The 24,527-nt window shown below is 71.7% G+C and carries 19 protein-coding genes; 9 read left to right on the plus strand and 10 right to left on the minus strand.

Translation table 11 applies throughout. The features are described from left to right. Nucleotides 1-773: SDR family oxidoreductase (locus tag E6U81_RS37405; RefSeq protein ID WP_136234467.1), on the minus strand; the 773-nt coding region annotated here is incomplete at its 3' end. 183 nt (nucleotides 774-956) lie between these two features. Here E6U81_RS37405 and E6U81_RS37410 point away from each other — a divergent pair. Beyond that, on the plus strand, nucleotides 957-2,357 hold the full coding sequence (locus E6U81_RS37410) for an amino acid permease (RefSeq protein ID WP_136234451.1): 1,401 nt from the start codon (nucleotides 957-959) through the stop codon (nucleotides 2,355-2,357). A 160-nt stretch (nucleotides 2,358-2,517) separates the two neighbouring features. Continuing rightward, complete coding sequence (locus E6U81_RS37415; RefSeq protein WP_030016698.1) at nucleotides 2,518-3,174, plus strand: superoxide dismutase; 657 nt, start codon at nucleotides 2,518-2,520, stop codon at nucleotides 3,172-3,174. A gap of 124 nt (nucleotides 3,175-3,298) precedes the next feature. On the opposite strand, the gene E6U81_RS37420 is transcribed toward E6U81_RS37415, so the two are convergent. Next, nucleotides 3,299-3,949, minus strand: coding sequence for a DsbA family protein (locus E6U81_RS37420; RefSeq protein ID WP_030036235.1), 651 nt, complete (start codon nucleotides 3,947-3,949; stop codon nucleotides 3,299-3,301). Between the two features lie 139 nt (nucleotides 3,950-4,088). On the opposite strand from E6U81_RS37420, the gene pepN (E6U81_RS37425) reads away from it, so the two are divergent. Together pepN (E6U81_RS37425) and E6U81_RS37430 are read left to right on the plus strand one after the other, a co-directional pair. Further along, nucleotides 4,089-6,647, plus strand: coding sequence for an aminopeptidase N (gene pepN, locus E6U81_RS37425; RefSeq protein ID WP_136234452.1), 2,559 nt, complete (start codon nucleotides 4,089-4,091; stop codon nucleotides 6,645-6,647). 179 nt (nucleotides 6,648-6,826) lie between these two features. Continuing rightward, nucleotides 6,827-7,789 carry a hypothetical protein gene (locus tag E6U81_RS37430; RefSeq protein WP_136234453.1) on the plus strand — a complete coding sequence of 321 codons (963 nt, stop codon included), beginning with the start codon at nucleotides 6,827-6,829 and terminating at the stop codon, nucleotides 7,787-7,789. Here the strand turns inward: E6U81_RS37430 and E6U81_RS37435 are convergent. Next, nucleotides 7,765-8,652, minus strand: coding sequence for a pyridoxamine 5'-phosphate oxidase family protein (locus E6U81_RS37435; protein WP_136234454.1), 888 nt, complete (start codon nucleotides 8,650-8,652; stop codon nucleotides 7,765-7,767). The two genes, E6U81_RS37430 and E6U81_RS37435, sit on opposite strands and share 25 nt — an antisense overlap. Next, on the minus strand, nucleotides 8,652-9,110 hold the full coding sequence (locus tag E6U81_RS37440) for a VOC family protein (RefSeq protein ID WP_136234455.1): 459 nt from the start codon (nucleotides 9,108-9,110) through the stop codon (nucleotides 8,652-8,654). Before E6U81_RS37440 ends, E6U81_RS37435 begins: the two co-directional genes overlap by 1 nt. Nucleotides 9,111-9,232: 122 nt before the next feature. On the opposite strand from E6U81_RS37440, the gene E6U81_RS37445 reads away from it, so the two are divergent. Both E6U81_RS37445 and E6U81_RS37450 read left to right on the plus strand, forming a co-directional pair. Continuing rightward, nucleotides 9,233-9,793 carry a CGNR zinc finger domain-containing protein gene (locus tag E6U81_RS37445; RefSeq protein WP_136234456.1) on the plus strand — a complete coding sequence of 187 codons (561 nt, stop codon included), beginning with the start codon at nucleotides 9,233-9,235 and terminating at the stop codon, nucleotides 9,791-9,793. A gap of 273 nt (nucleotides 9,794-10,066) precedes the next feature. Continuing rightward, complete coding sequence (locus E6U81_RS37450) at nucleotides 10,067-13,390, plus strand: S8 family serine peptidase (RefSeq protein WP_136234457.1); 3,324 nt, start codon at nucleotides 10,067-10,069, stop codon at nucleotides 13,388-13,390. Between the two features lie 75 nt (nucleotides 13,391-13,465). On the opposite strand, the gene E6U81_RS37455 is transcribed toward E6U81_RS37450, so the two are convergent. After that, nucleotides 13,466-14,959 carry a M28 family metallopeptidase gene (locus E6U81_RS37455; RefSeq protein ID WP_136234458.1) on the minus strand — a complete coding sequence of 498 codons (1,494 nt, stop codon included), beginning with the start codon at nucleotides 14,957-14,959 and terminating at the stop codon, nucleotides 13,466-13,468. A 261-nt stretch (nucleotides 14,960-15,220) separates the two neighbouring features. Between E6U81_RS37455 and E6U81_RS37460 the strand changes: the two genes are divergently transcribed. After that, nucleotides 15,221-16,249 carry an aspartate-semialdehyde dehydrogenase gene (locus tag E6U81_RS37460; RefSeq protein WP_136234459.1) on the plus strand — a complete coding sequence of 343 codons (1,029 nt, stop codon included), beginning with the start codon at nucleotides 15,221-15,223 and terminating at the stop codon, nucleotides 16,247-16,249. A 58-nt stretch (nucleotides 16,250-16,307) separates the two neighbouring features. Here E6U81_RS37460 and E6U81_RS37465 read toward each other — a convergent pair whose 3' ends face one another. Then, nucleotides 16,308-16,808 carry a DUF1203 domain-containing protein gene (locus E6U81_RS37465; RefSeq protein ID WP_136234460.1) on the minus strand — a complete coding sequence of 167 codons (501 nt, stop codon included), beginning with the start codon at nucleotides 16,806-16,808 and terminating at the stop codon, nucleotides 16,308-16,310. Between the two features lie 139 nt (nucleotides 16,809-16,947). On the opposite strand from E6U81_RS37465, the gene pepN (E6U81_RS37470) reads away from it, so the two are divergent. After that, nucleotides 16,948-19,530: an aminopeptidase N gene (pepN, locus tag E6U81_RS37470; RefSeq protein WP_136234461.1), complete on the plus strand. Its 2,583-nt coding sequence runs from the start codon at nucleotides 16,948-16,950 to the stop codon at nucleotides 19,528-19,530. Between the two features lie 175 nt (nucleotides 19,531-19,705). Here pepN (E6U81_RS37470) and E6U81_RS37475 read toward each other — a convergent pair whose 3' ends face one another. Genes E6U81_RS37475 through E6U81_RS37490 form a run of 4 tightly spaced genes read right to left on the minus strand, consistent with a single transcriptional unit; the run spans nucleotide 19,706 to nucleotide 23,899 of the window. Continuing rightward, nucleotides 19,706-20,608, minus strand: a complete 903-nt coding sequence (locus tag E6U81_RS37475) for a LysR family transcriptional regulator (RefSeq protein ID WP_136234462.1) — start codon at nucleotides 20,606-20,608, stop codon at nucleotides 19,706-19,708. A 10-nt stretch (nucleotides 20,609-20,618) separates the two neighbouring features. Next, nucleotides 20,619-21,539 (minus strand): DMT family transporter, encoded by a 921-nt coding sequence (locus tag E6U81_RS37480; RefSeq protein WP_136234463.1) that lies wholly within the window; start codon nucleotides 21,537-21,539, stop codon nucleotides 20,619-20,621. Nucleotides 21,540-21,588: 49 nt separating this feature from the next. Further along, nucleotides 21,589-22,521: an EamA family transporter gene (locus tag E6U81_RS37485; RefSeq protein ID WP_136234464.1), complete on the minus strand. Its 933-nt coding sequence runs from the start codon at nucleotides 22,519-22,521 to the stop codon at nucleotides 21,589-21,591. Between the two features lie 49 nt (nucleotides 22,522-22,570). Beyond that, entirely contained in the window at nucleotides 22,571-23,899 is a 1,329-nt protein-coding gene (locus tag E6U81_RS37490) for an MFS transporter (RefSeq protein WP_136234465.1), read from the minus strand. A 107-nt stretch (nucleotides 23,900-24,006) separates the two neighbouring features. On the opposite strand from E6U81_RS37490, the gene E6U81_RS37495 reads away from it, so the two are divergent. Then, the gene (locus tag E6U81_RS37495) at nucleotides 24,007-24,498 is read left to right on the plus strand and encodes a MarR family transcriptional regulator (RefSeq protein WP_136234466.1); all 492 of its coding nucleotides are present in this window, start codon (nucleotides 24,007-24,009) and stop codon (nucleotides 24,496-24,498) included. Nucleotides 24,499-24,527 lie beyond the last annotated feature (29 nt).

Genomic DNA, 24,527 nt, shown 5'->3' on the forward strand with positions numbered 1-24,527 from the left:
AGGTACGAGGCTCCGTTGACGTCGAGCACGGTGCCCGAGCTCCAGCGCGCGGCGGGCGAGGCCAGGTGCAGTACGGCTGCGGCGACCTCCTGCGGGGTGCCGACCCGTCCGAAGGGGCTCTGCGCCCGGATCCGATCGCCCTCCTCCCCGTCGAGCCGCCCGGCGACCCGCTCGGTGGCCACGAAGCCGGGCGCCACGGAGGCCACGGCGATGCCGTGCGGGGCCAGGGAGACGGCGAGGGACTGGCCGAGTGCGTGCAGGGCGGCCTTGGTGGCGCCGTAGGCGGGGTGGTCGGGCTCGCCGCGGAACGCCCCGCGCGAGCCGATGTTGACGACGCGGCCCTCCCGACGGCCGGCGATCATGCGGCGGGCGACGCAGTGGGTGAGGTTGGCCGGGCCGAAGAGGTTCACGGCGGCCGTCCGCCGCCAGGCCTCCTGCCAGTCGGCGTACGAGGTGGTGGGCAGCGGGTGCGCGAGCATCACGGCGGCGTTGTTCACGAGGACGTCGATGCCGCCGAGCGCCTCCTCGGTCTCGGCCGCGAGGGCTTCCACGCGGGCCGGGTCGCAGAGGTCGCCGGCGACGAGGACGTGGCCCTCGCCCGGCAGGTCCGCGAGGGTGCGCTCGGCGTCCGCCCGCCGGGCCGTGCAGTGCACCGCCACCCGGTCGCCCCGTTCGGCGAAGGCGGCGGCGATGGCCCGCCCGATGCCCCGTGAGGCCCCGGTGACGAGCACCCCCCGGCCCGTGGCGGCCAGTTCCCGTATGCCGTGGCCCATTCGTTCCGCCACCGGTCTTCCCCCTGTCGTCACGTCACCCGCATCCTGTCGGCAGCGTACGGGGATGATCACGGCCGGTCATCCGGCTGTCCGGATAGCGGACGCCAACCATCCGAAGATCGGACAGGGGTGAGACTGGGGCACCTCATCACGTCCCCCCGCACACCGGACAGGCACATCCCCATGAGTCAGAGCACCCTGACGCCCCCCGAACCGCCGAAGACCGACTCCGGGTCCCCGCTCGGCAACGGACTCAAGCAGCGCCACCTCTCGATGATCGCCCTCGGCGGTGTCATCGGCGCGGGACTCTTCGTCGGCTCCGGGGCCGGCATCGCGGCGGCGGGTCCCTCGATCGTGCTCGCCTACGCCGCGTCCGGACTGCTCGTGATGTTCGTGATGCGGATGCTCGGCGAAATGTCCGCCGCCAACCCCGCCTCCGGCTCCTTCTCGGTGCACGCGGAGCGGGCGATCGGCCCGTGGGCCGGGTTCACCGCCGGCTGGATGTTCTGGACGCTGCTGTGCGTGGGCGTGGCCATCGAGGCCATCGGCGCGGCGCACATCATGACGGGCTGGTTCCCGGGCACCCCGTCCTGGATGTGGGTGCTGGTCTTCATGGCGCTGTTCTGCGGCTCCAACCTGGCCGCCGTCTCGAACTTCGGCGAGTTCGAGTTCTGGTTCGCCGCCCTCAAGATCGGGGCCATCGGCCTCTTCCTGGGGCTGGGCGTCCTGGCCGTCCTCGGCCTGCTGCCCGGCACCGGCGCCCCCGGCACCGCCAACCTGCTCCACGACGGCGGCTTCCTGCCGGGCGGCGTGGAAGGCCTGCTCGTCGGCCTGCTGGCCTCGGTGGTCGCCTACGGCGGCCTGGAGACGGTCACCATCGCCGCCGCCGAGTCGGAGGACCCGGTCAGGGGCGTGGCCAAGGCCGTGAAAACCACCATGTGGCGCATCGCCGTCGTCTACGTCGGCTCCATGCTCGTCATCGTCACCCTGCTGCCGTGGAACGACCCGAAGGTCACGGAGGACGGCCCTTACGCGGCCACCCTGGACCACCTGGGCATCCCGGCGGCCGGCGAGATCATGAACGTGGTCATCCTGATCGCCCTGCTGTCCGCGATGAACGCGAACATCTACGGCTCCTCGCGCATGGCCTACTCCCTCGTCTCCCGCGGCCAGGGCCCCAAGGCACTGGGCAAGGTCACCGGCAGCGTGCCGCGCCGGGCGGTGCTCGCCTCCTCCGGCTTCGGCTTCGTCACCGTGCTGCTGTCCTACTGGTACCCGGACACCCTGTTCGCCTGGCTGCTGAACATGGTCGGCGGCGTCATCCTCGTGGTCTGGGGCTTCATCGCCGTCTCGCAGTTCGTGCTGCGCCGCCGGCTGGAGCGCGATGCGCCCGAGAAGCTCGTCGTGCGGATGTGGGGCTTCCCGTACCTGACCTGGGTAGCGCTGGCCGGCGTGGCCGGGGTCCTGGTGCTGATGGTGCTGGGCGAGGACACGCGGGTCCAGGTGATCTTCACGGGCGGGCTCACCGTCGCCCTCGCCGTGACCGGATACGTCCTGCAGCGCCGGGCGGCCGCCGCCCGCTGACAGCCCCTCCATCGCAGGTGGGCCCCGTGCGAACGCACGGGGCCCACCTGCGTTTTACAGAGGTAACCCTTACTCGTGAGGCGGAATAGATACTGCTAGCGTGCAGTTGCGCATTAATTGCAATTAGCGATTGGCACGCTGAGGGGACCGGATAACACGCATGGCCATCTACACGCTTCCTGAGCTTCCGTACGACTACGCGGCGCTGGAGCCGGTGATCAACCCGCAGATCATCGAGCTGCACCACGACAAGCACCACGCGGCCTACGTCACGGGCGCCAACAACACGCTGGAGCAGCTGGCGGAGGCGCGCGACAAGGAGAACTGGGGCGCGCTCAACGGCCTCGAGAAGAACCTCGCGTTCCACCTCTCCGGCCACATCCTGCACAGCATCTACTGGCACAACATGGCCAGCCCGAAGACCGGCGAGGGCGGCGGCGAGCCCACCGCGGCCGACGGCCTGGGCGACCTGGCCGACGCGATCACCGAGTCCTTCGGCTCCTTCGCGAAGTTCAAGAAGCAGCTGACCTTCGCGTCCTCCGCCACCCAGGGCTCCGGCTGGGGCGTGCTCGCGTACGAGCCCGTCAGCGGCCGCCTGGTCGTCGAGCAGGTCTACGACCACCAGGGCAACGTGGGCGTGGCCAGCACCCCGATCCTGGTCTTCGACGCCTGGGAGCACGCCTTCTACCTGCAGTACAAGAACCAGAAGGTGGACTTCATCGAGGCGATGTGGAACGTCGTCAACTGGCAGGACGTCTCCAAGCGCTACGCCGACGCCAAGGCGAACACCCCGCTGCTGATCCCCGCCAAGGGCTGATCGCACCCCCGAGCCCGTCCGCCTCGTGATCGTCTTCTCAACCTTCACCGGCGGGCGTGTCCAGCAGAAGACCCCCGTGAGGACGTGACTCACGGGGGTCTTCTGTGTGTTCCGACCGTACGGGCTACTCGAAGGACGGGCCCTTGGTGCGGGTCCGCTTGATCTCGTAGAAGCCGGGCGTGGAGGCGACGAGCAGGGTGCCGTCCCACAGCCGGGCCGCGGCCTCGCCGCGCGGGGTCGGGGTGACGACCGGGCCGAAGAAGGCGACGTCGCCCTCGCCGTCGGCGCCCGGAACGGAGATCACCGGGGTGCCGACCTCCTGGCCCACGCGGTCGATGCCGTTGTCGTGCGAGGCGCGCAGCACCTCGTCGTACTCGTCGGAGTCGGCGTAGGCGAGCAGCTCGGCCGGCAGGCCGACCTCGGCCAGCGCCTCGGCTATGACCTCGCGGGTCGGGCCCTTGTCCTCGTTGTGGATGCGGGTGCCGAGCGCGGTGTAGAGCTTGCCGGTGACCTCGTCGCCGTGCTTCTGCTGCGCGGCCGTCACCACGCGGACCGGGGCCCAGCCCTTGGGGCCGAGCAGCTCGCGGTAGACCTCGGGCAGCTCGTCGAGCTTGTTCTCGTTGAGGACGGCGAGGCTCATCACGTGCCAGCGCACCTCGACGTCGCGGACCTTCTCGACCTCCAGCATCCAACGGGACGTCATCCAGGCCCAAGGGCAGAGCGGGTCGAACCAGAAGTCGACCGGGGTCTTCTCGCGCACCTGGGTCTCGGTCATGTCTCTCCTCTGTGTCGGTCTCCGGCGGAAAAAGGCATCCACGGCGCATGTCCTGCCGTGGCCAACCAGGACGCCGTCGCACGCATTCCCCGCGTGCGAGGATTCGACCAAGAACGCGATCGCGCACGAAGGAGTGCAGGTGCCCGGAGAGAATCTGTCCCGCGAGGAGGCCCGCGCGCGGGCCGAGCTGCTGTCCGTCGACGGGTACGAGGTCGTCCTCGACATCAGGTCGGCGGTGGACGAGGCCGAGCCGGCCGAAGGCCCGCGGACCTTCCGCTCGGTGACGACGATCCGCTTCCGGGCCGCGGCCCCCGGCGGTGCGGCCTTCGCGGACCTGATCGCCCCTTCGGTGAACTCCGTCACCCTGAACGGGCGGGCGCTGGACGTGGCCGCCGTCTTCGACGGGGCCCGGATCACCCTGGACGACCTGGCCTCCGAGAACGTCCTGGTGGTGGACGCGAACTGCGCGTACAGCCGGACGGGCGAGGGCCTGCACCGCTTCGTCGACCCGGAGGACGGCGAGGTCTACCTCTACACGCAGTACGAGCCGGCCGACGCCCGCCGGGTGTACGCGAACTTCGAGCAGCCGGACCTGAAGGCGCCCTACCGCTTCCAGGTGACCGCGCCCGAGGGCTGGCAGGTGTGGAGCAACGGCGCCGAGGAGTCCCGCGAGGGCTCCGTGTGGCGGTTCGCCGAGACCGAGCCGATCTCCACGTACATCACCTGCGTGGTGGCCGGGCCCTACCACTACGTGACGGACACCTACACCCGCGGGGACCTGACCATCCCGCTGGGCGCGATGTGCCGCAAGGGGCTCGCGAAGCACTTCGACGCGGACGACGTCTTCCTCGTCACCAAGCAGGGCTTCGACCTCTTCCACGAGATCTTCGACTACCCCTACCCCTTCGGGAAGTACGACCAGGCCTTCGTGCCGGAGTACAACCTGGGCGCCATGGAGAACCCGGGGATGGTGACCTTCCGGGAGGAGTACATCTTCCGCGGCAAGGTCACGCAGGCCTCGTACGAGCGGCGCGCGAACGTGATCCTCCACGAGATGGCGCACATGTGGTTCGGCGACCTGGTCACCATGAAGTGGTGGGACGACCTGTGGCTGAAGGAGTCCTTCGCGGACTTCATGGGCTCCTTCGGGCTCGTCGAGGCCACCCGCTTCGACCAGGCGTGGGTGTCGTTCGCCAACAGCCGCAAGGCCTGGGCCTACCGCGCCGACCAGCTGCCGTCCACGCACCCGATCACGGCCGACATCCGTGACCTGGAGGACGCGAAGCTGAACTTCGACGGCATCACCTACGCCAAGGGCGCGGCGGTGCTCAAGCAGCTGGTCGCCTACGTCGGCCGGGAGGCCTTCCTGGAGGGCGCGCGCCGCTACTTCAAGGCGAACGCGTACGGGAACACCACGCTCGACGACCTGCTGTCGGTGCTCGGCGAGGTGTCCGGGCGGGACATGACCGAGTGGTCGCGGGCCTGGCTGCAGACGGCGGGCGTGAACGTGCTGACCCCGCTGGTGACCTGCGACGCGCAGGGCCGGATCACCGAGCTCGCGGTCGTCCAGGAGGGCGACGAGCTGCGCCCGCACCGGGTCGGCGTCGGCCTGTACCGGCTGGAGCCGGACGGCGCGCTGGTCCGCTTCGCCCGGGCCGAGGCGGACGTCTCCGGTTCCCGCTCGGTGATCGCGGAGCTGGCCGGGCAGGACCGGCCCGACCTGGTCCTGGTCAACGACGAGGACCTCACCTACTGCAAGATCCGCTTCGACGAGGGTTCGCTGACCACGCTGCGCGCGCACCTGGGCGACCTGGAGGACCCGCTGGCGCGGGCGCTGAGCTGGTCGGCGCTGTGGAACCTGACGCGGGACGGCCTGATGCCGGCGCGCGACTTCGTCTCGCTGGTGCTGGCGCACGCTGGCCGGGAGACGGACGTCGGCGTCCTGCAGCAGCTGCACGCGCAGGCGCAGACATCGGTCACCCACTACGCGGCGCCGGACCGGCGCGAGCAGGGCGGGCGCGACCTGGCGGCGGGCGCCCTGAACGAGCTGCGGGCGGCGCAGCCGGGATCGGAACACCAGCTGACGTGGGCGCGGTTCTTCGCGGCGAGCGCGGCGACGGAAGGCGACTTCCAGCTGCTGCTGGGACTGCTGGAGGGTTCGGCGCGGATCGACGGGCTGGACGTGGACCAGGAGCTGCGCTGGGACTTCCTGCTGCCGCTGGCCGCGCACGGGGCGGTGGACGAGGGCGTCCTCGCCGCCGAACTGGCCCGGGACGACACGGCGTCGGGCAAGCGGCACCAGGTGCGGTGCCTGGCGGCGCGCCCCTCGCAGGCGGTGAAGGACCAGGCGTGGGCGGCGGTCGTCGAGTCGGACGCACTGTCGAACGCGCTGGTGGAGGCGACGATCGCGGGCATGCAGCAGTCCTCGCAGCGGGGCCTGCTGGCGGCCCACGCGGGGCGCTACTTCGAGGTGATCGAGCGCGTGTGGTCGGACCGGTCGATCCAGATCGCGATGGACATCGTGAAGGGCCTCTACCCCTCACTCCAGGGCGACGCGGCCACCCTGGAGGCCACCGACGCGTGGCTGGCCGGGCATGAGGACGCCGCACCCGCGCTCCGCCGCCTGGTCCTGGAGTCCCGCGACGACCTGGCCCGGGCCCTTGCCGCACAGCGGTGCGACGCGGCGGCGGGCAACTAGACGGCCTGGTCCGGGGTTCCGCTGCCGGGACGGCGCTCTCGGCAGCGGAACCGCGTCCCCCGTACGGGCGCACCCCATCGGCAGTCGAACGCCCGTACTTTAGCCCCGGCTTGTCCGGATTTGTCGACGGGCGTGTAACAGGGGTTAGCAAGGCCATGGCCTGAGGGAATCACCGCGTCATGAACCACAACGCACCCCTCCCCCTCGCCCACCTCACCGGCAACCGTCCCCGCGTGCTGACCCTCGCACAGCTGCGCGAGCACGGTGTGAGCGCCTCCGAGGCCGCCGAGCGGCCGTGGCAGCAGATCCTGCCCGGCGTGTTCCTGCTCCACGCCGGACCGGCGACCAGCGAGGAGCGGCTGCACGCCGCGCTGCTGTACGCGGGACGGCGCGGCGCGGGCGAGGCCATGATCACCGGGCTGGCGGCGCTGGCCCTGTACCGCTTCGCCTCCGCGCCCCCGCTGCTCGCCCTCTCCCACATCGACGTGCTGGTGCCGGGCACCCGGCGGCTGCGGTCCACCGGCGACGTGCGGATCGTGCGCGCACGCACCGCACCCCGGCCCCAGGAGGTCACCGGGCTGCCCGTGGCGCCCGTCGCGCGGGCCGTCGCCGACGCCGTCGCGCAGCTCTCGGACGCCACCGCCGTGCGCCGGCTGCTGAGCGAGGCCGTACGCAGCGGCCACTGCGAACCGGCGGCGGTCGTAAGGGAGCTGACGGTGGCCCGGCTGCTGAACCGGCCGCACGTCGTGGACGCCGTCGAGTCCCTCCTCGCGGAGGGCCGGGCCATCGCCGAGGACCGGCTGTACCAGGTCGTGCGCGGCCACGAACTGCCCGACCCCGTCTGGAACGTGGACCTGCGGATCCCCGGCGGCCCGCACCTCGGCGGGGTCGACGCGTACTGGCCCGAGCACGCCGTGGCCGTGGAGATCGACACCCGCGCCCCGCGCCAGGGGGAGGACGAGGAGTGGTCCGAGTGCGTGCGCAAGCGCGAGACGCTGGAGCGGCTCGGGGTGACCGTCGTGCACATCACCCCGCGCAAGCTCCGCGACTGGCCCGAACAGCAGGCCGCGGTCATCCGGACCGCCCTGACGGCCGCCGACGACCGCGAGCCCGCCGCCTACCTGGTGGTACTGCCCAGGTGAGGCGAGTACTCCGGGGTGCTCCACAGCAGCCGCCCCGGATGCACGGCCTCCACCACCGACTCCACCCGGAAGCGGGTGCGGCGGCCGCCGTCGGGCGCGAACTCCGTCCGGGCCCGGCCGCTGAGCTGGAGGACGGACCCGCTCTCCCAGTCCGGGAAGAGCAGCCCGGCCCGCGGATCGGCCGTCAGGTTCCCCAGGGTCAGGAACATCGCGTTCCCCGCATAGTCGGGCCAGGCCAGTTCGACCGGGGAGAGCACCTCCACGAAGCCCGGCAGGCCGCCGCGGTGGCTCGCGTCCGCCCCCTCCGCCTCGGCCGTGGTGGCGATGAAGAAGGTGTCGGCCCCGCGTACGGTGCGCTCCTGGCCGGGGGTGAGCGCGTCCGATCGGCGCACGACACCGGCCCCCTCCGCGACCAGTTCCAGCGGCTGCCGCTTCTGCAGGTACTTCGGGCAGTTGGCGAAGACCTGCTCGGCCTCGACGGCGAAGCCCCGCGGGGTCGCCGTGAGGGTTCCGTTCAGCCGCATCCGGCGCCGGGTGCGCGGGTCGAGTGCGATGGTCCCGACCCGGGTCCCGTCCGTGGACAGCGCCTCGGCGAGCGGGTCGCCCGCGGGCGGACCGCCCGCGACGGCGATCCGGTGCGGGCCGGTGGCCCGTACGAAGCCGGGCGGCCCGGTGTGCCAGGAGGCCCACATCCGGCCGGCGGCATCGGCGGCCCCGATGACCAGGTGCGGCTGGAGTCCCAGGAAGGCCGCGGCGACGTCGCGGATGCCCGTGCCGATCGAACGGCCGACGTGCTCGGCCGGCCCGCGCACGCCGACCCGCTCCTGCACCGCCAGCGACCCCCAGTGGTAGACGCCGCTCATCAGAAGAACCCGCAGGTCGGAGCACCCGCGGTGGGGGCGGGGGCTTCCTCGGCGCCGGTCGGTACGGAGATCTCCAGGCGCGTGCCGTCGGGATCGTGGAAGAAGATGCCCCCGGAGGCCGCGCCCTCGCGGTGCGCGACGACGCCCTCGTAGGCGAACGCGACGCCCAGGCCGCGCAGCCGCTCCTCGTACGCGCGCACCTCCTCGACGGCATCGACCGAGAACGCCAGGTGGTGCAGCCCGGCCGCGGCCGGCACGAAGGCGCCCTCGGCCTGCTGCCAGAGCGTGAGGACGAGCTCGCCGTCCCGGCCGAGGAAGGCGAAGCGGCGACCCTCCTCCTTGCCCTCCCCCAGCACCTGGAAGTCCAGGGCGTCCCGGTAGAAGGCGAGCGAGCGCTCCAGGTCCGTGACGTTCAGGCCGACGTGCCCGGTGCGGAGCTTGCTGATGACGGTGGTCATGACGGGTCCTTCCCCAGAGGCCGTTCCCAGATTTCTAACCTTCTACATCCACGTTAGAGGTTAGATCGAGAGGCGTCAACCGTTCACGTACCCTTGAGGGGTTAGCGAGCGAGGAGACGAACATGACGACGGCGGACCCGCGGCCCCTGACCGGGGAGCCGATCGCCCTCGACCTGCTGAACACCCGCTGGATGCAGGAGGGCGAACTCGTCGACCTCTTCGCCGGCGCCTTCGGGCTGAGCCGGGTCGAAGGGCTCGCGGTCTGGCTGGAGTCGACCGGACTGGCCGGCCGGTTCCGGGCCGACGCCTCGACCCTCGTCCACCTGATGACCGCGCGCGAGGCGCTGGCCCGCGCGGTGGCGGACCCGGCCGACGAGAGCGCCCGGGCACTGATCGACGCCGTACTGGAGCACGGCCGCATCCGCGCCACCCTGACCGCCGAAGGGCCGGGCGAGCGGGCCGAGTTCGCCGATCCCGCCTGGGGGCCTGCCTGGACGGCCGCGCGCGACTACCTCGACCTGCTGGGGTCGGCGCCCGGCCGGATCCGCAAGTGCGCCTCGCAGACCTGCGTCCTGCACTTCCACGACACCTCGCGCAACGGGACCCGGCGCTGGTGCTCGATGTCCGCCTGCGGCAACCGGGCGAAGGCCTCGCGCCATTACGCGCGCACGCGCGAGCGCTGATCGCTCGAAATCTGTCACACCCCCACCGGCGCGCGACCCCGCCCCGGTACCGGCTTGGGGCCACTAAGTCGATAAATCAACTCTTCAGCCTCTGTGGTTCGCACCACTGTGCCCGCATACGGTCCCGATGGCGGGAACACCGCACTGGCGAGTGTCCGCCACCGTAGGTCTCGGTCGATGACATCCCTCCCCAAAGACCGGTCGGTTACGCAAAGCTGACCGGTCATCCGGCACCGAAATCCGGACCGTATCTTTCACTTACCAGGGATGCTGATGACCCTCGAATCCCCCAGCTCCATACCCGGGCCCAGACGCGCCGCGCGCGTCGCGGCCGCGGCCGGCCTGGTCGCCGCCCTCGTGGCGGGCGGCGCCGTGCCCGCGTTCGCGGCGACCGGCGCGGACACCCCGGGCACCTCGCCGGCGGTCAAGTCCGCCGACCAGAAGCTCGGTTCGGCCGATGTCGAGCTCCTGCAGGAGGCCAAGGCCAAGGGTGACGCGAACGTCACCGTCATGGTCGCGACCGCCCCCGGCCAGACGAAGCAGGTCGCCGACCAGCTGGACTCCGTCCAGGGCGCCTCGGTCGGCCGGACGTACGACAACCTCGGTTACGTGCGCGCCACCCTGCCGACCGGCCAGGCGGAGGCCGCGCTGAAGGCGGCCGCCAAGCTGTCCTCGGTGCACGGCATCGACCTGCGCCACGAGATCCAGCTGCCGGACCCGCGGCCCGACTCCGACCGGGAGACGGGCACGGTCAAGAAGACCGCGGCCGAGACGTACGCGGCGCCGGACAAGAACACCCCGGCGAAGAACCCGTACAACCCGTCCTTCGAGACCGGCGCGGTCGACTTCGTCGCGAAGAACCCGCAGGCCGACGGCCGCGGCGTGACCATCGGCATCATGGACTCGGGTGTCGACCTCGGCCACCCGGCCCTGCAGAAGACCACCACCGGCGAGCGCAAGATCGTCGACTGGGTGACGGCCACCGACCCGATCACCGACAACGACGGGACCTGGCGCCCCCAGATCAACCCGGTCACCGCCGCGGGCGGCACCTTCACCGCGGGCGGCCAGAGCTGGAAGGCGCCCGAGGGCAGCTTCCAGTGGAGCCGGTTCAGCGAGTCGATCACCGCCACCGGTGACATGGCGGGCGACGTCAACCGGGACGGGGACACCACCGACCGGTTCGGCATGCTGTACGACGCGGCCGCCGGCACCGTCCGCGTGGACACCGACCAGGACGGCGACTTCACGAACAACGAGCCGATGAAGCCGTACAAGGACGGCTACCAGATCGGCTACTTCGGCACGGACAACCCGGCGACCGAGGTCGCCGAGCGGATCCCGTTCGTGATCGAGATCCGCAAGGACGTCCCGATGGACCCGCTCGGCGGGGACTGGGTCGGCAAGAAGGCCGACTTCGTCAACATCGGCATCATCGAGTCCGAGCACGGCACGCACGTCGCCGGCATCACCGCCGCCAACAGCCTCTTCGGCGGCAAGATGAACGGCGAGGCGCCCGGCGCCAAGCTCGTCTCCTCGCGTGCCTGCTCCTGGTCCGGCGGCTGCACCAACATCGCGCTGACCGAGGGCATGATCGACCTCGTCGTCAACCGCGGCGTGGACATCGTGAACATGTCGATCGGCGGCCTGCCGGCCCTGAACGACGGCAACAACGCGCGCGCCGAGCTCTACCGCAACCTCGTCGACACCTACGGGGTCCAGCTGGTCATCTCGGCCGGCAACTCCGGCCCGGGCGTGAACACCATCGGCGACCCGGCCCTCGCGGACAAGGTCATCTCCGTGGGCGCCTCGGTCTCGAAGGAGACGTGGGCCGCCAACTACGGCTCCGGCGTGAGCACGAAGTACAGCATGTTCCCCTTCTCCTCGCGCGGTCCGCGTGAGGACGGCGGCTTCACGCCGACCATCAGCGCCCCCGGCGCGGCCATCAACACCATCCAGACCTGGCTGCCCGGCGCGCCCGTGAAGGAGGCCGGCTACACCCTGCCGGCCGGTTACGGCATGCTCCAGGGCACCTCGATGGCCTCGCCGCAGGCGGCGGGCGCGAGCGCCCTGCTGATCTCGGCCGCGAAGCAGCACAACATCAAGCTGACCCCGGCCTCCCTGCGGGTCGCGCTCACCAGCTCCGCGAAGAACATCGCCGACGTCCCCGCCCACGCGCAGGGTTCGGGTCTGATCGACGTCAACGGCGCCTGGGACTCCATCCAGGGCGACGCGAAGGCCAACGAGTTCACCGTCAAGGCGCCGGTCGACACCGCGATCGACCAGTTCCTGAAGACCCCGGGCTTCGGCACCGGCCTGTACGACCGCGAGGGCGGCCTCAAGGTCGGCCAGAAGAAGGTCTACAACGTCGTCGTCACCCGCACCACGGGCGTCAAGTACGGCACCCGGCACGACCTGAGCTGGCGCAACAACGACGGCACCTTCAAGATCATCGGCGGCTACGACTACGTCACCCTGCCGCTGAACAAGCCCGTCACCATCAAGGTCGAGGCCAACGCCAAGACGGCCGGCGTCCACAGCGGCATCCTGCAGCTGGACGACGAGACCACCGAGGGCATCGACAAGCAGATCCTGACGACCGTCGTGGCTTCCGCCCCCCTGGCCGCGCCGTCGTTCTCCCTGTCGCAGTCCTCCACCGTGCAGCGCAACGCGCACAAGTCGTACTTCGTGACCGTGCCGCCGGGCGCCAAGAGCCTTGAGGTCGCGCTCAGCGGTCTCGCGGCGGGCGCCCAGACGCGCTTCATCGCGATCCACCCGTACGGCACCCCGGTGGACCCGACGGCCACGACCAACTGCTACCCGAACTACGACAACCCGGCGAACACCTGCCGCCCCGACGTGCGCTCGTACCCCGAGCCGACGCCGGGCGTCTGGGAGATCGAGGTCGAGGCCCGTCGTACGTCGCCGGTCCTGGACAACCCGTTCAAGCTGGACGTCTCCGTGCTCGGCGCGGCCTTCGACCCCGCGGTCAAGGTCCTGCCCGAGGTGAAGCAGGGCACCCCGTCCCCGGTCCAGTGGAGCGTCAAGAACGCCGGCGCGGCCATCAGCGGCGGCAAGCTCAAGGGCGGCCCGCTCGGTTCCGCGAAGGTCGCCAAGCCGACCATCGCCAACGGTGAGACCCACACCACCGAGATCGCGGTGCCCGCGGGCACCTCCCGCCTCGACGTCGCGATCGGCAAGGTGTCCGACACCGCCGCCGACCTCGACCTGGAGGTCTACAAGGACGGCGTCAAGGTCGGCTCCGCCGCCGACGGCGACTCCGAGGAGGCCGTGAGCCTGGTGAACCCGGCCGCGGGCACCTACACCGTCAAGGTGATCGGCTACGCGATCCCGTCCGGTTCCACCACGTACGACTACCGCGACGTGTTCTTCTCGGCCGCCCTGGGCTCCGTCCAGGTCGACGAGGCCGCCGCGGTGAACCTCGCCACCGGCGCCACCGCGCAGGTCTCGGCGAACGTCCTGGTCACCAGCGCGGCCCCCGAGGGCCGTCAGTTCTTCGGCCAGGTCGAGCTGCTCAACGCCCGCGGCACCGCCGCCGGCACCGGCAGCGTGCAGATCGAGAAGGTCCTCCCGTAGCACCTTCCGCAGGAAAACCCGAGGGGGCGGCGCTCTGACGAGCACCGCCCCCTCGGGCCGTTCCCCCCGGCCCCGCTACGTGCCGAGCGAGCGCAGCGACTCGGCGTAGGTGCCGACCGCGTACGCGATCACGTCCAGGTTGGTGTCGAAGACCTTGAGGTCCAGGTTCTTCAGGTCGTCGCCGGCCCCGTGGTAGTTCGGGTCGTACGGGGCGCCGGCCGTGCCGCCGTACCGCTCGGCCTGCTCGGGCGTCTTGACGCCCTCGGCCCCGGTGAAGGTGCCGCCGGCCGGGATGCCGTTCGCGATGAACGGCCCGTAGTCCGAGCGGCCGTCGAAGTCGCTGCCCTCGTGGGGCTTGCCCTTCCTGTCGAGGAAGCCGTTGATCAGCGCCTCGATCTGCGCCGAGCCGGCCGGACCGGCGCCGGCACCGGTCCTGTCCGAGTCGTCGCCGTCGTAGACGAACTGCACCGGGTTCGGCGAGGCGATCATGTCGAAGTTCAGGTAGAGCGCGATGTCCTTCTTCTGCTTCCCGGACAGCTGCGCGACGTAGTGCTCCGAGCCCAGCAGCCCCAGCTCCTCCGCCGACCACCAGCCGAAGCGGACCTTGTTGGCGGGCCCCTTCCCCCTCTTGTTGGCGCCCTCCTCGGCCAGCCGCAGCGCCACCTCCAGCAGCCCGGCCGAGCCGGAGCCGTTGTCGTTGATGCCCGGGCCCTCGGCGACCGAGTCCAGGTGCGCCCCGACGGTCACCACGCGGTCGGAGCGGCCGCCCCTGGTCTCGGCGATCACGTTGCGGGTGGTCTTCTTCAGGTGCTCCTGGTCCAGGTCCAGGCGTACGGTCACCTCGCCCTTCCCGGCGGCCGCGGTCAGCGCCTCACCGTCGGCCAGTGTGATGCCGGCGCTCGGGATGATCCCCTCGGCGGGCGAGGCGAAGCCGCCCCGCACCGGGGTCGTGCCGCTGTGGTTGTAGACGATGACGCCGAGCGCGCCCGCCGCGGCCGCGGCCCGCTGCTTCTCCACGAAGGTGCAGGCACCCCGCTTGACCAGGGCGATCTTCCCCGTGAAAGCACCGGCCGGGTAGTCGTCCGCCGTGCAGCCCGGGGTCTCGTCGACCCGGGCGATCGCGAGCGGCGCGGTCAGGCCGCCCGCCGGGGTGGACCGGGTGAAGGTGAATGCGGCGGTGGCCAGCTCGCGGGAGTCCTGGCCGAGGACGGTGGTCCGCTCCGTCCTGGTGTGCGCCTCGTGGATGTCGAAGTCCTGGTAGGAGACGTCGTACCCGGCCTTCTTCAGCGTGTCGTGCACGTAGGCCGCGGAGGCCGCGTGGCCGGGCGTACCGGCGGCCCGGTTGCCGCCGTTGGCGTCGGCGATCTGCTGGAACTTCTTCAGGTGGCGGTAGGCGCCCTTGGCCGTGGCCTCCTTCACCAGTTCCCTGGCGAGCCTGCCCTCGCGCGGGTGGGCGACGGCGGCCGGGGCGGCGGCGAGCAGGACGGGTGCGGCGACGGCGGCCGCCGCGAGGGCGGCGAGCACCGGTATGGACCGGCGGCGATGGCTGTTGCGGCGAATGGCACGCACGGTGGATCTCCCCGAGGTATGTTGCGATCAGCAGTCGATCATGTCCGCATAGCGGTCACGACAGACCGGACGTTAACCGGCCCCGACCAGGCAAAACGGTCGTTCCGGGGCCGTGAAACACGGCCGCCACGCACTCGTCATGGGTGTTCACATTCAGAACACCGTCCGTACCTCGGACAATAAATTGGACAAAGCGCGTGGGGTCGAACGCATGATGGCCTCACGCGCGCCCGCGTCGTCAACGGAGCAGAAGGAGTCACCGTGAGGGTCGGAATCGTCGGAGCCACCGGTCAGGTCGGCGCAGTCATGCGCAGCATCCTCGCCGAGCGCAAGTTCCCGGTGGACGAGCTGCGCCTGTTCGCCTCGGCCCGGTCCGCCGGCTCGACGATCGAGTGGGAGGGCCGCGAGATCACCATCGAGGACGCCTCAGCCGCCGACTACTCCGACCTGGACATCGTGCTCTTCTCCGCGGGCGGCGCCACTTCGAAGGCCCTGGCCGAGAAGGTCGCCTCGCAGGGCGCCGTCGTCATCGACAACTCCTCCGCCTGGCGCAAGGACCCCGAGGTCCCCCTCGTCGTCTCCGAGGTCAACCCGCACGCGATCAAGAACCGCCCCAAGGGCATCATCGCGAACCCCAACTGCACCACCATGGCGGCCATGCCGGTGCTGCGCCCCCTGCATGACGAGGCCGGCCTGACCTCGCTGGTCGCCACCACCTACCAGGCGGTCTCCGGCTCCGGCCTGGCCGGTGTCGCCGAGCTCGACGGCCAGGTCAAGGCCGTCGCCGAGGGCGCGACCGCGCTGGTCCACGACGGCGGCGCCGTCGACTTCCCCGAGCCCGGCGTCTACAAGCGTCCGATCGCCTTCAACGTGCTCCCGCTCGCGGGCTCGATCGTCGACGACGGCTCCTTCGAGACCGACGAGGAGCAGAAGCTCCGCAACGAGTCCCGCAAGATCCTGGAGATCCCGGAGCTCAAGGTCTCGGGCACCTGCGTGCGCGTGCCGGTCTTCTCCGGCCACTCGCTCCAGATCAACGCCCGCTTCGACCGTCCGATCAGCGTCGAGCGCGCCTACGAGCTGCTGAAGGACGCCGCGGGCGTGGAGCTCTCCGAGATCCCGACCCCCCTCCAGGCCGCCGGCAAGGACTCCTCGTACGTGGGCCGCATCCGCGTCGACGAGACGGTGGACAACGGCCTCGCGCTGTTCGTGTCGAACGACAACCTCCGCAAGGGCGCCGCGCTGAACGCGGTCCAGATCGCCGAGCTCGTGGCCGAGGAGCTGCGCGGCTGACCCCGCACCCGCACGACCTGGAGGGCGGGCGCCGCACGGCGCCCGCCCTCCCGCCGTGTCAGGGCCGGCGCACCTCGAACTGGAAGCAGCCGAACTCGGCGAAGCGCAGGTGTACGAGAGCCACCCCGGGATCGGCGAAGTCCTCGGCGAGGGCCCGCTCGATCACCCCGTCGGGATCCTCCCCGAGGTCCAGGACCCGCCCGCCGAGGATGTGCCCGCGGGCGTCGTACCGACGGGCCGTGCGCTGCACCCCGGGCCGGGCGAAGGGGTATCCGGCTCCGCCCGCGGGCCCGCCGCAGTCCTCGGCGTGGACGAAGACGGGCCCCTGCTCGTCGTAGGCGCCGGGATCGGCTCCGGTCCGCGCCGCCCAGCGGCGCAGCGGCGCGTAGGAGACGAGCGCGATCCGCTCCCCCGCCGTACTGGTGCGCAGGCAGCACCGCAGCGGTGCCCCGCCCTCCCCGTCGGTGTACGGGACGGGGCCCCGCCCCGCGTCGTCGCGCACGCGGAGCTCCTGGAGCGCCGCCTCCTCGATGGGCATCGCCCGGTATCTGCTGGTCATGCCCACCAGCGTGCCGAGGCGGGCCGCTTGTGTCCGGCAGGTTTGCGACCTCGCGTTCGCCCGTGGATTACTCCGAGGCGGTACTCCTTTCGCCGTGGAAGGATGTCGGGGCAACGTCACCATCGAAGGAGATGACCGCGTGCCAGGCACGAACCTCACCCGTGAAGAGGCTCAGCAGCGTGCAAAGCTGCTCACCGTCGACTCGTACGAGATCGAACTCGATCTCAGCGGCGCGCAGGAGGGCGGCACGTACCCGTCCGTGACCACCGTGCGTTTCCAGTCGGCCGAGGCCGGGGCGGAGACCTTCATCGACCTGGTCGCTCCGGCGGTGCACGAGGTCGTCCTCAACGGCAAGTCGCTCGACGTCGCGGCGGTCTTCCGCGACTCCCGGATCGCCCTGGCGCACCTCGCGGCCGGTGCCAACGAGCTGCGGGTCGTCGCGGACTGCGCGTACACCAACACCGGTGAGGGCCTCCACCGCTTCGTCGACCCGGTCGACCAGCAGGCCTACCTCTACACCCAGTTCGAGGTGCCGGACGCGCGGCGGGTCTTCGCCAGCTTCGAGCAGCCCGACCTGAAGGCCACGTTCCAGTTCACCGTGACGGCCCCCGAGGGCTGGACGGTCATCTCGAACTCGCCGACTCCGGAGGCCGCGGACGTCAAGGACAACGTCTGGCGTTTCGAGCCGACCCCGCGCATCTCCTCGTACATCACGGCGCTGATCGTCGGCCCGTACCACGCGGTGCACAGCTCCTACGAGGGCAAGGACGGCCAGTCCGTGCCGCTCGGCATCTACTGCCGGCCCTCGCTCGCCGAGTTCCTCGACGCGGACGCGATCTTCGACGTGACCCGGCAGGGCTTCGACTGGTTCCAGGAGAAGTTCGCCTACGACTACCCGTTCGCCAAGTACGACCAGCTCTTCGTGCCGGAGTTCAACGCGGGCGCGATGGAGAACGCGGGCGCGGTCACCATCCGCGACCAGTACGTCTTCCGCTCGAAGGTGACGGACGCGGCGTACGAGGTGCGCGCGGAGACCATCCTCCACGAGCTCGCCCACATGTGGTTCGGCGACCTCGTCACCATGGAGTGGTGGAACGACCTGTGGCTGAACGAGTCGTTCGCCACCTACACCTCGATCGCGTGCCAGGCGTACGCGGAGGGCTCGAAGTGGCCGCACGCGTGGACCACCTTCGCCAACTCCATGAAGACCTGGGCGTACCGGCAGGACCAGCTGCCGTCCACGCACCCGATCATGGCGGACATCCGTGACCTCGACGACGTCATGGTCAACTTCGACGGCATCACGTACGCCAAGGGCGCCTCGGTGCTCAAGCAGCTCGTCGCCTACGTCGGCATGGACGCCTTCTTCAAGGGCGTGCAGGCCTACTTCAAGGCGCACGCCTTCGGCAACACGCGCCTGTCGGACCTGCTGGGGGCCCTGGAGGAGACCTCGGGCCGCGACCTGACCGCCTGGTCTAAGGCGTGGCTGGAGACGGCCGGCATCAACGTCCTGCGCCCGGAGGTCAGCACCGACGCGAACGGGGTGATCACCGCCTTCGGCATCCGCCAGGAGGCGCCCGCGCTGCCCGCCGGCGCCAAGGGCGAGTCCACGCTGCGCCCGCACCGCATCGCGGTCGGCCTGTACGAGCTCCAGGACGGCGCGCTCGTGCGCACCGACCGGATCGAGCTGGACATCGACGGCGCACTGACCACGGTGCCGGAGCTGGTGGGCCGTACCCGCCCGGCGGTCTTCCTGCTGAACGACGACGACCTGTCGTACGCGAAGGTCCGCCTGGACGAGGAGTCCCTCGCCGCGGTCACCGCCCACATCGGCGACTTCGCGGAATCCCTGCCGCGCGCCCTGTGCTGGGCCTCGGCCTGGGACATGACGCGTGACGGTGAGCTCGCCACCCGCGACTACCTCTCGCTGGTGCTGTCGGGCATCGGCAAGGAGTCCGACATCGGCGTCGTCCAGTCGCTGCACCGGCAGGTGAAGCTGGCCGTCGACCTGTACGCCGACCCGGCGTGGCGGGAGGAGGGCCTGGCGGCCTGGACCGAGGCCACCCTGGAGCACCTGCGTGCGGCGGAGCCGGCCGGCGACCACCAGCTGGCGTGGGCGCGGGCCTTCGCGGCCACCGCCCGCACCGAGGGGCAGCTGACCTACCTGTCGGCGCTGCTGGACGGCTCGGCGGAGATCGAGGGCCTGGCCGTCGACACCGAGCTGCGGTGGGCGTTCCTGGAGCGGCTCGTCGCGACGGGTGTCGCGGACGAGCCGGCGATCGCGGCGGAGCTGGAGCGGGACGCGACGGCGGCCGGCGAGCGCCACGCGGCGACCGCCCGGGCGGCCCGTCCGACGGCGGAGGCCAAGGCCGCGGCGTGGGCCTCGGTGGTGGAGTCCGGCGACCTGCCGAACGCGGTGCAGGAGGCCGTGATCGGCGGCTTCGTCCAGACCGACCAGCGCGAGCTGCTGGCCCCGTACACCGCGAAGTTCTTCGCGGCGGTCAAGGAGGTCTGGGAGACCCGCAGCCACGAGATCGCCCAGCAGGTCGCGGTGGGCCTGTACCCGGCGCTCCAGGTCTCGCAGGAGACCCTGGACGCGACGGACGCCTGGCTGGCCTCGGCCGAGCCGAACGCCGCGCTGCGGCGCCTGGTGTCGGAGTCCCGGGCGGGCGTCGAGCGCGCCCTGAAGGCCCAGGCCGCCGACGCCGCCGCTCAGGTGTAAGGACCCGGGCCCGTTGCGGGGGCTCCGCCCCCGGACCCCCGCGCCTCAATCGCCGGCGCGGCTGGATTTTCCAGCCCCGCCCGGCGATTGAGGGCACGGGCGCGCAGCGCACGTACGGGGTCCGGGGCGAAGCCCCGCGGTCAGGGCCCGGCACCTCCGGCCCAGGCCGACGGGGTCACCGCCGGGCCGAGGCCACCTCGCGCAAGGCAGCCAGTACGTGCGCCACCGCGGGAGCGGATTCGGCTCCGCGGCGGACCGCCGCGATCACGTGCCGCGTCGGCCGGTCCCGCGACAGCACCCTCACGGCCACGCCGGAGGCCCGGCCGGACACCATCCGCGGGACCAGGGCCACGCCCATCCCCGCCTCGACCATGGCCAGGATCGCCGTCCAGCCCGACGCCGAGTGGGCCTGTTCGGGGACGAAGCCCGCCGCCTCGCACGCGCCCCGGGCGATCTCCGACCACGGGCCGCTGCCCCCGTAGATCCACGGGTCCCCGGACAGGTCCGCCAGCCGCAGGCCGGCCGCGTCCCGCAGGGGATGCCCCGGTGGGAGGGCCACGTCCAGCGGGTCCTCCATCAGCGTGACCCGGGTGAACCTCCGGTCCCGCGCGGTCGGCGCATGGGCCGCCAGGGACAGCGCGAGGTCCACACCCCCGGCCGACAGGAGCTCGTAGGACTCCGCGGCCTCGGTCTCCCGGACCCGGACCTCAACCCCCGGGTGTGCCTTGCGCAGTTCGGCCACCGCCGGGACCACCAGCGCGGGCACGGCGGTGGAGAACGCGCCGACCCGTACCTCCCCCGCGTCCCCCGACAGGTAGCCCGCCAGCTCCGCGTCGGCCCGCTCCAGCTGCGCGAACACCTCCTCCGCGTGCCGCAGGACGAGGTGGGCGGCGTCGGTGAGGCGGACGCGGCGGCCCTGCGCCTCCAGCAGGGCCACCCCCAGCTGCCGGGCAAGGTTCGTCAGCTGCTGCGAAACGGCAGAGGGCGTCATGTGCAGCGCCTCGGCCGCCCCGGTCACGGTCCCCCGTTCGGCGAGGGTCCGCAGGATCCGCAGCTTCTTGATGTCCCACTCGGTCATGGGCCCGAACCTACCGCCGGGCACTTCCCAGCCCGACCCCTCCGAGGATCAGCGCCATGCAGAGCAGCTGGGCCGGTCCGGTCGGCTCGCCCAGCAGCAGGAGGCCGAGCCCGGCCGCGCACACCGGCTGGAGGTAGTAGACGACGCCCGCGCGGGCCGCCCCGATGACCGAGACGGCCTTGTTCCAGGCGAAGAAGGCGACGGCCGAGGAGAACACCCCGACGTACAGCAGCGGTCCGACCGTGCCGGCCGTCGTCTCGAAGCCGCCCTGGACGTGGAGGGAGACGGCGTAGGCCGGGGCCAGCATCAGCGCGCCGAGCACGAAGGTGGTGATCAGGAAGGCGAGTCCGCCGAGTTCGGCGGGCTTGCGCTTGAGCAGGGCGCTGTACGTGGCGAAGGAGAGGGCGGCGGCGAACATCCACAGGTCGCCGGCGCCGAAGTCGAAGCCGATCGAGCCGTCGCCGACGAGCAGCAGCACGCCGAAGGCGGCGAGCAGCATGCCGAAGGTGCGGCGGGCGCCAAGGCGTTCGCCGCCGAGGCGGGCGTAGAGCGCCATGATCACGGGCGAGGCGGCCATGATCATGCCCATGTTGGAGGCTGAGGTGGTCAGTCCGGCCTGGTGCACGAGCGTGTTGTAGAGGGCGACGCCGAACAGCGACGCGAGGGCGATGAAGCCCAGGTGACGGCGGATCAGGGTCCGCTGCTGCCAGGCCTGGCGGGCGGCGAAGGGGGCGACGGCGAGCAGGGCGATGATCCAGCGCCAGAAGACCGCCTGGACGGGCGGGACGGTCTCGGCCATGCCGCGGGTGGCGACGAAGCTGCCGGACCAGACGACCGTCGCGAGCAGGGCGAGGAGCACGCCGAACCCGGCGGCACCCTTCTTGCCGGTGCTGCCGGGTTCGGCGTGCGAAACGGTACGGGCGCGGTCCATGACGGCCACTGTGCGTCTCCCCCTCGGGGTCGGTCGGATGTCGAGGGACCTACCGTCGCACCCTCTCATCAGTCAGGTCCATCGAAATGTTCCGATCGTTCTTTTCAGTAGAACTGAACGGTTGAGGGGTGCGGGCGGCCGCCAGCTGTCCGGCGACGGTGGCTCCGAAGGCGATCGCCATGCCCGCGACCTGTACGGGGGTGAGCACCTGGCCGAGGGCCGCCCAGCCGATGACGGCCGCGGTGAGCGGGGAGAGCGGTCCGAGGAGGGTGACCGAGGTCGCGCTGAGCTGCCCGATGCCGCGGAACCAGAGCCAGTAGGCGATGCCGGTGTTGATCAGCATCATGTAGCCGTAGCCGAGGAGGGCCCGGCCGTCGAGCGCGGGCGGCGCGCCTTCGACGAGGGCGGCCACCGGGATGATGGCCAGGCCGCCCGCGGTGAGCTGCCAGCCGGTCATGGCGAGCGGTCCGACGCCCTCGGGCCGGCCCCAGCGCTTGGTCATGACGGTGCCCGCGGCCATGGAGGCGGAGGAGACCACCCCGGCGACGACGCCGACGAGGTCGAGTGCGGCCTCGGCCTTGAGGACGACCATGCTCACACCGAACGCCGCGACGACGGCGGCCAGTACGGTACGCAGGCTCGCGCGCTCCCCGAGGAGGAGGGCGGCGAGGCCCACCACGAACAGGGGGCCGGCGGAGCCGAGCACGGCCGCGACCCCGCCGGGCAGCCGGTAGGCGGAGAGGAACAGGAGCGGGAAGAAGGCGCCGATGTTGAGGGTGCCGAGGACGGCGGACTTCCACCACCACTCGCCCTTGGGCAGGGTGCGGGCCAGCGCGGTGAGCAGCAGGCCCGCGGGCAGGGCCCGCATGACGCCGGTGAAGAGCGGCCGGTCGGGCGGCAGCAGTTCGGACGCGACGGCGTAGGTCGAGCCCCAGGAGATCGGGGCGAGTGCGGTCAGGGCGACGGTGGCGAGACGCTTCATGGCGGGTGGCTCCTCGTGCGGGTGAGGAAGGCGGGACCGGGGGTGTGGTTCAGGCGGTTGCGGTGGCCGGCCGCCGGTCGGCGTCGACCGCGGCCGGGGTGGCGCCGGCGACCGCGGCCGGGGGCTCGGCGTGCACGGCCTCGGCCGGCAGGTGCCGCTCCAGCCGGACCAGCGCCAGGGCGGCGCCGAGGGCGGCGGCGGTGAGGACGACCCAGGGCAGGCGGCCGTCCACGGCGAGCAGGGCGGTGAAGAGGGAGGGGGCGAGGGCGGTGGCCAGCGAGTAGGACAGCTGGTAGGTGGCCAGGTAGCGGCCGCGGACCGGCTCGGGGGCGGCGGAGACCGACAGGGCGCCGCCGGAGGGGCTGTGCACCAGCTCGCCCAGGGTGTAGACGACGACGATGACGAGCAGGGCGGCCAGGGTCGCGCCCTGGCCGGGACGCAGCGTGCCGAGCACGATCTGTCCGGCGAAGGCGGCGGCGAAGAGCAGCGCGCCGAGGGCGGCGGAGCGGGTGCGGCGGGCGCCGGAGCGGCGGACGCGGCCCGCTACCAGCACGCCGATCCCGGCACACAGGGCGGTGTTGAGGGTGAAGGCCGCTCCGGTGAGGGAGTCGGGAGCCGTCAGCCAGGTGGAGAGGTAGAGCGGGAAGAGGACGGAGAGGGCGGAGTATCCCAGCGCGGTGAGGAAGTTGGCGGCGGTGAGCCCGAGGAAGGGGCGGTCGCGCAGGACCGTGCGGTAGCCGGCGTCCGGCCGCCCGGCGGTGGCGGCGTGCGCCTTGTGGGCCGGGACCGGGCGGACCCGGCCGACGAGCAGTCCGGCGAGGGCGAAGGCGAGGGAGTTGGCCCAGGCGGTGTAGGTGAACGCGCCGGTGCCCCACAGCGCCAGCACACCGGAGACGAGGAGCGCGCCCGCGCCCATCCCGGCGTTCTGCAGGGCCCGGGTGGAGGCCTGGAGCCGGTCGCGGGCGGCGCCCCGCGCGACCTCCCCGATCAGGGACTGCTGCACGACGGAGAAGGAGCGGTCGGCGAGGGCGGTGACGAGGGCGACGGCCGCGAAGGCGGCCATGGAGCTCGCGAAGGGGTAGAGGGCGAAGCCGAGCGCCCGGATCCCGTAGAGGGCCAGGTTCACCCGCTTGGCGCCGAACCGGTCGACGGCGGATCCGGCCAGGGGCATGAAGGCCAGCCCGGCGACGCCGGTGACCGTCATGACCAGGCCGACGAGGGTGAAGGAGAGGCCGGTGACGTGGTGGAAGAAGACGAGCGAGAAGGGGACGTACATGCCGATCCCGATCGCGCTGATTCCGATGCCGAGGAGCAGCGACCGCTCCCCCGCGACCTTCGCCTCCCCGGCCTTGGACGTCCTGCCCCTGAACACTGCCATGACGGCCTCTCCCCCGATTCGGTTGCTGGTAAGTAGCTTACCGCTAAGCTACTTACGGTCAAGCAACTTTCTTGCGAACGATCCAAGGGAACCGGAATACTGCGCTCATGAGTGAGGACAAGGACGCGGTCGACGCGATCACCGACCAGTGGTTCGCGGTGCGCCCCGAGCTGGACACGGCCCCCATGGCCGTCTTCGGGCGCATCTACCGGATCGCCAAGGCCATGGGCGACGCCATGGAGGAGCGCTACCAGCGCTTCGGCATCTCGCGCGGGGAGTTCGACGTCGTCGCCACGCTGCGCCGTTCGGGCGACCCGTACACACTCTCGCCCCGGCAGCTCTCGGCGACGCTCATGCTCACCACGGGCGGCATGACCGGGCGGCTGGACAAGCTGGAGAAGGCCGGGCTGCTCTGCCGCAAGCCCGATCCGCACGACCGGCGGGGGCTCCAGGTGACGATCACCGACCGCGGCCTCGAACTCATCGACGAGGCCGTCACCGCAGGCCTGGAGGTACAGCGCGGCGCGCTCACCGGGCTGACCGACGAGGAGGTCGCCCAGCTCACGGGCCTGCTCCGCAAACTGCTGGCCGGCGTCTGAGGACGTCCGGCGTCGGCAGGCATGCGGCG

Source organism: Streptomyces sp. A0592, assembly GCF_004795115.1.
Lineage (GTDB): Bacteria > Actinomycetota > Actinomycetes > Streptomycetales > Streptomycetaceae > Streptomyces > Streptomyces erythrochromogenes.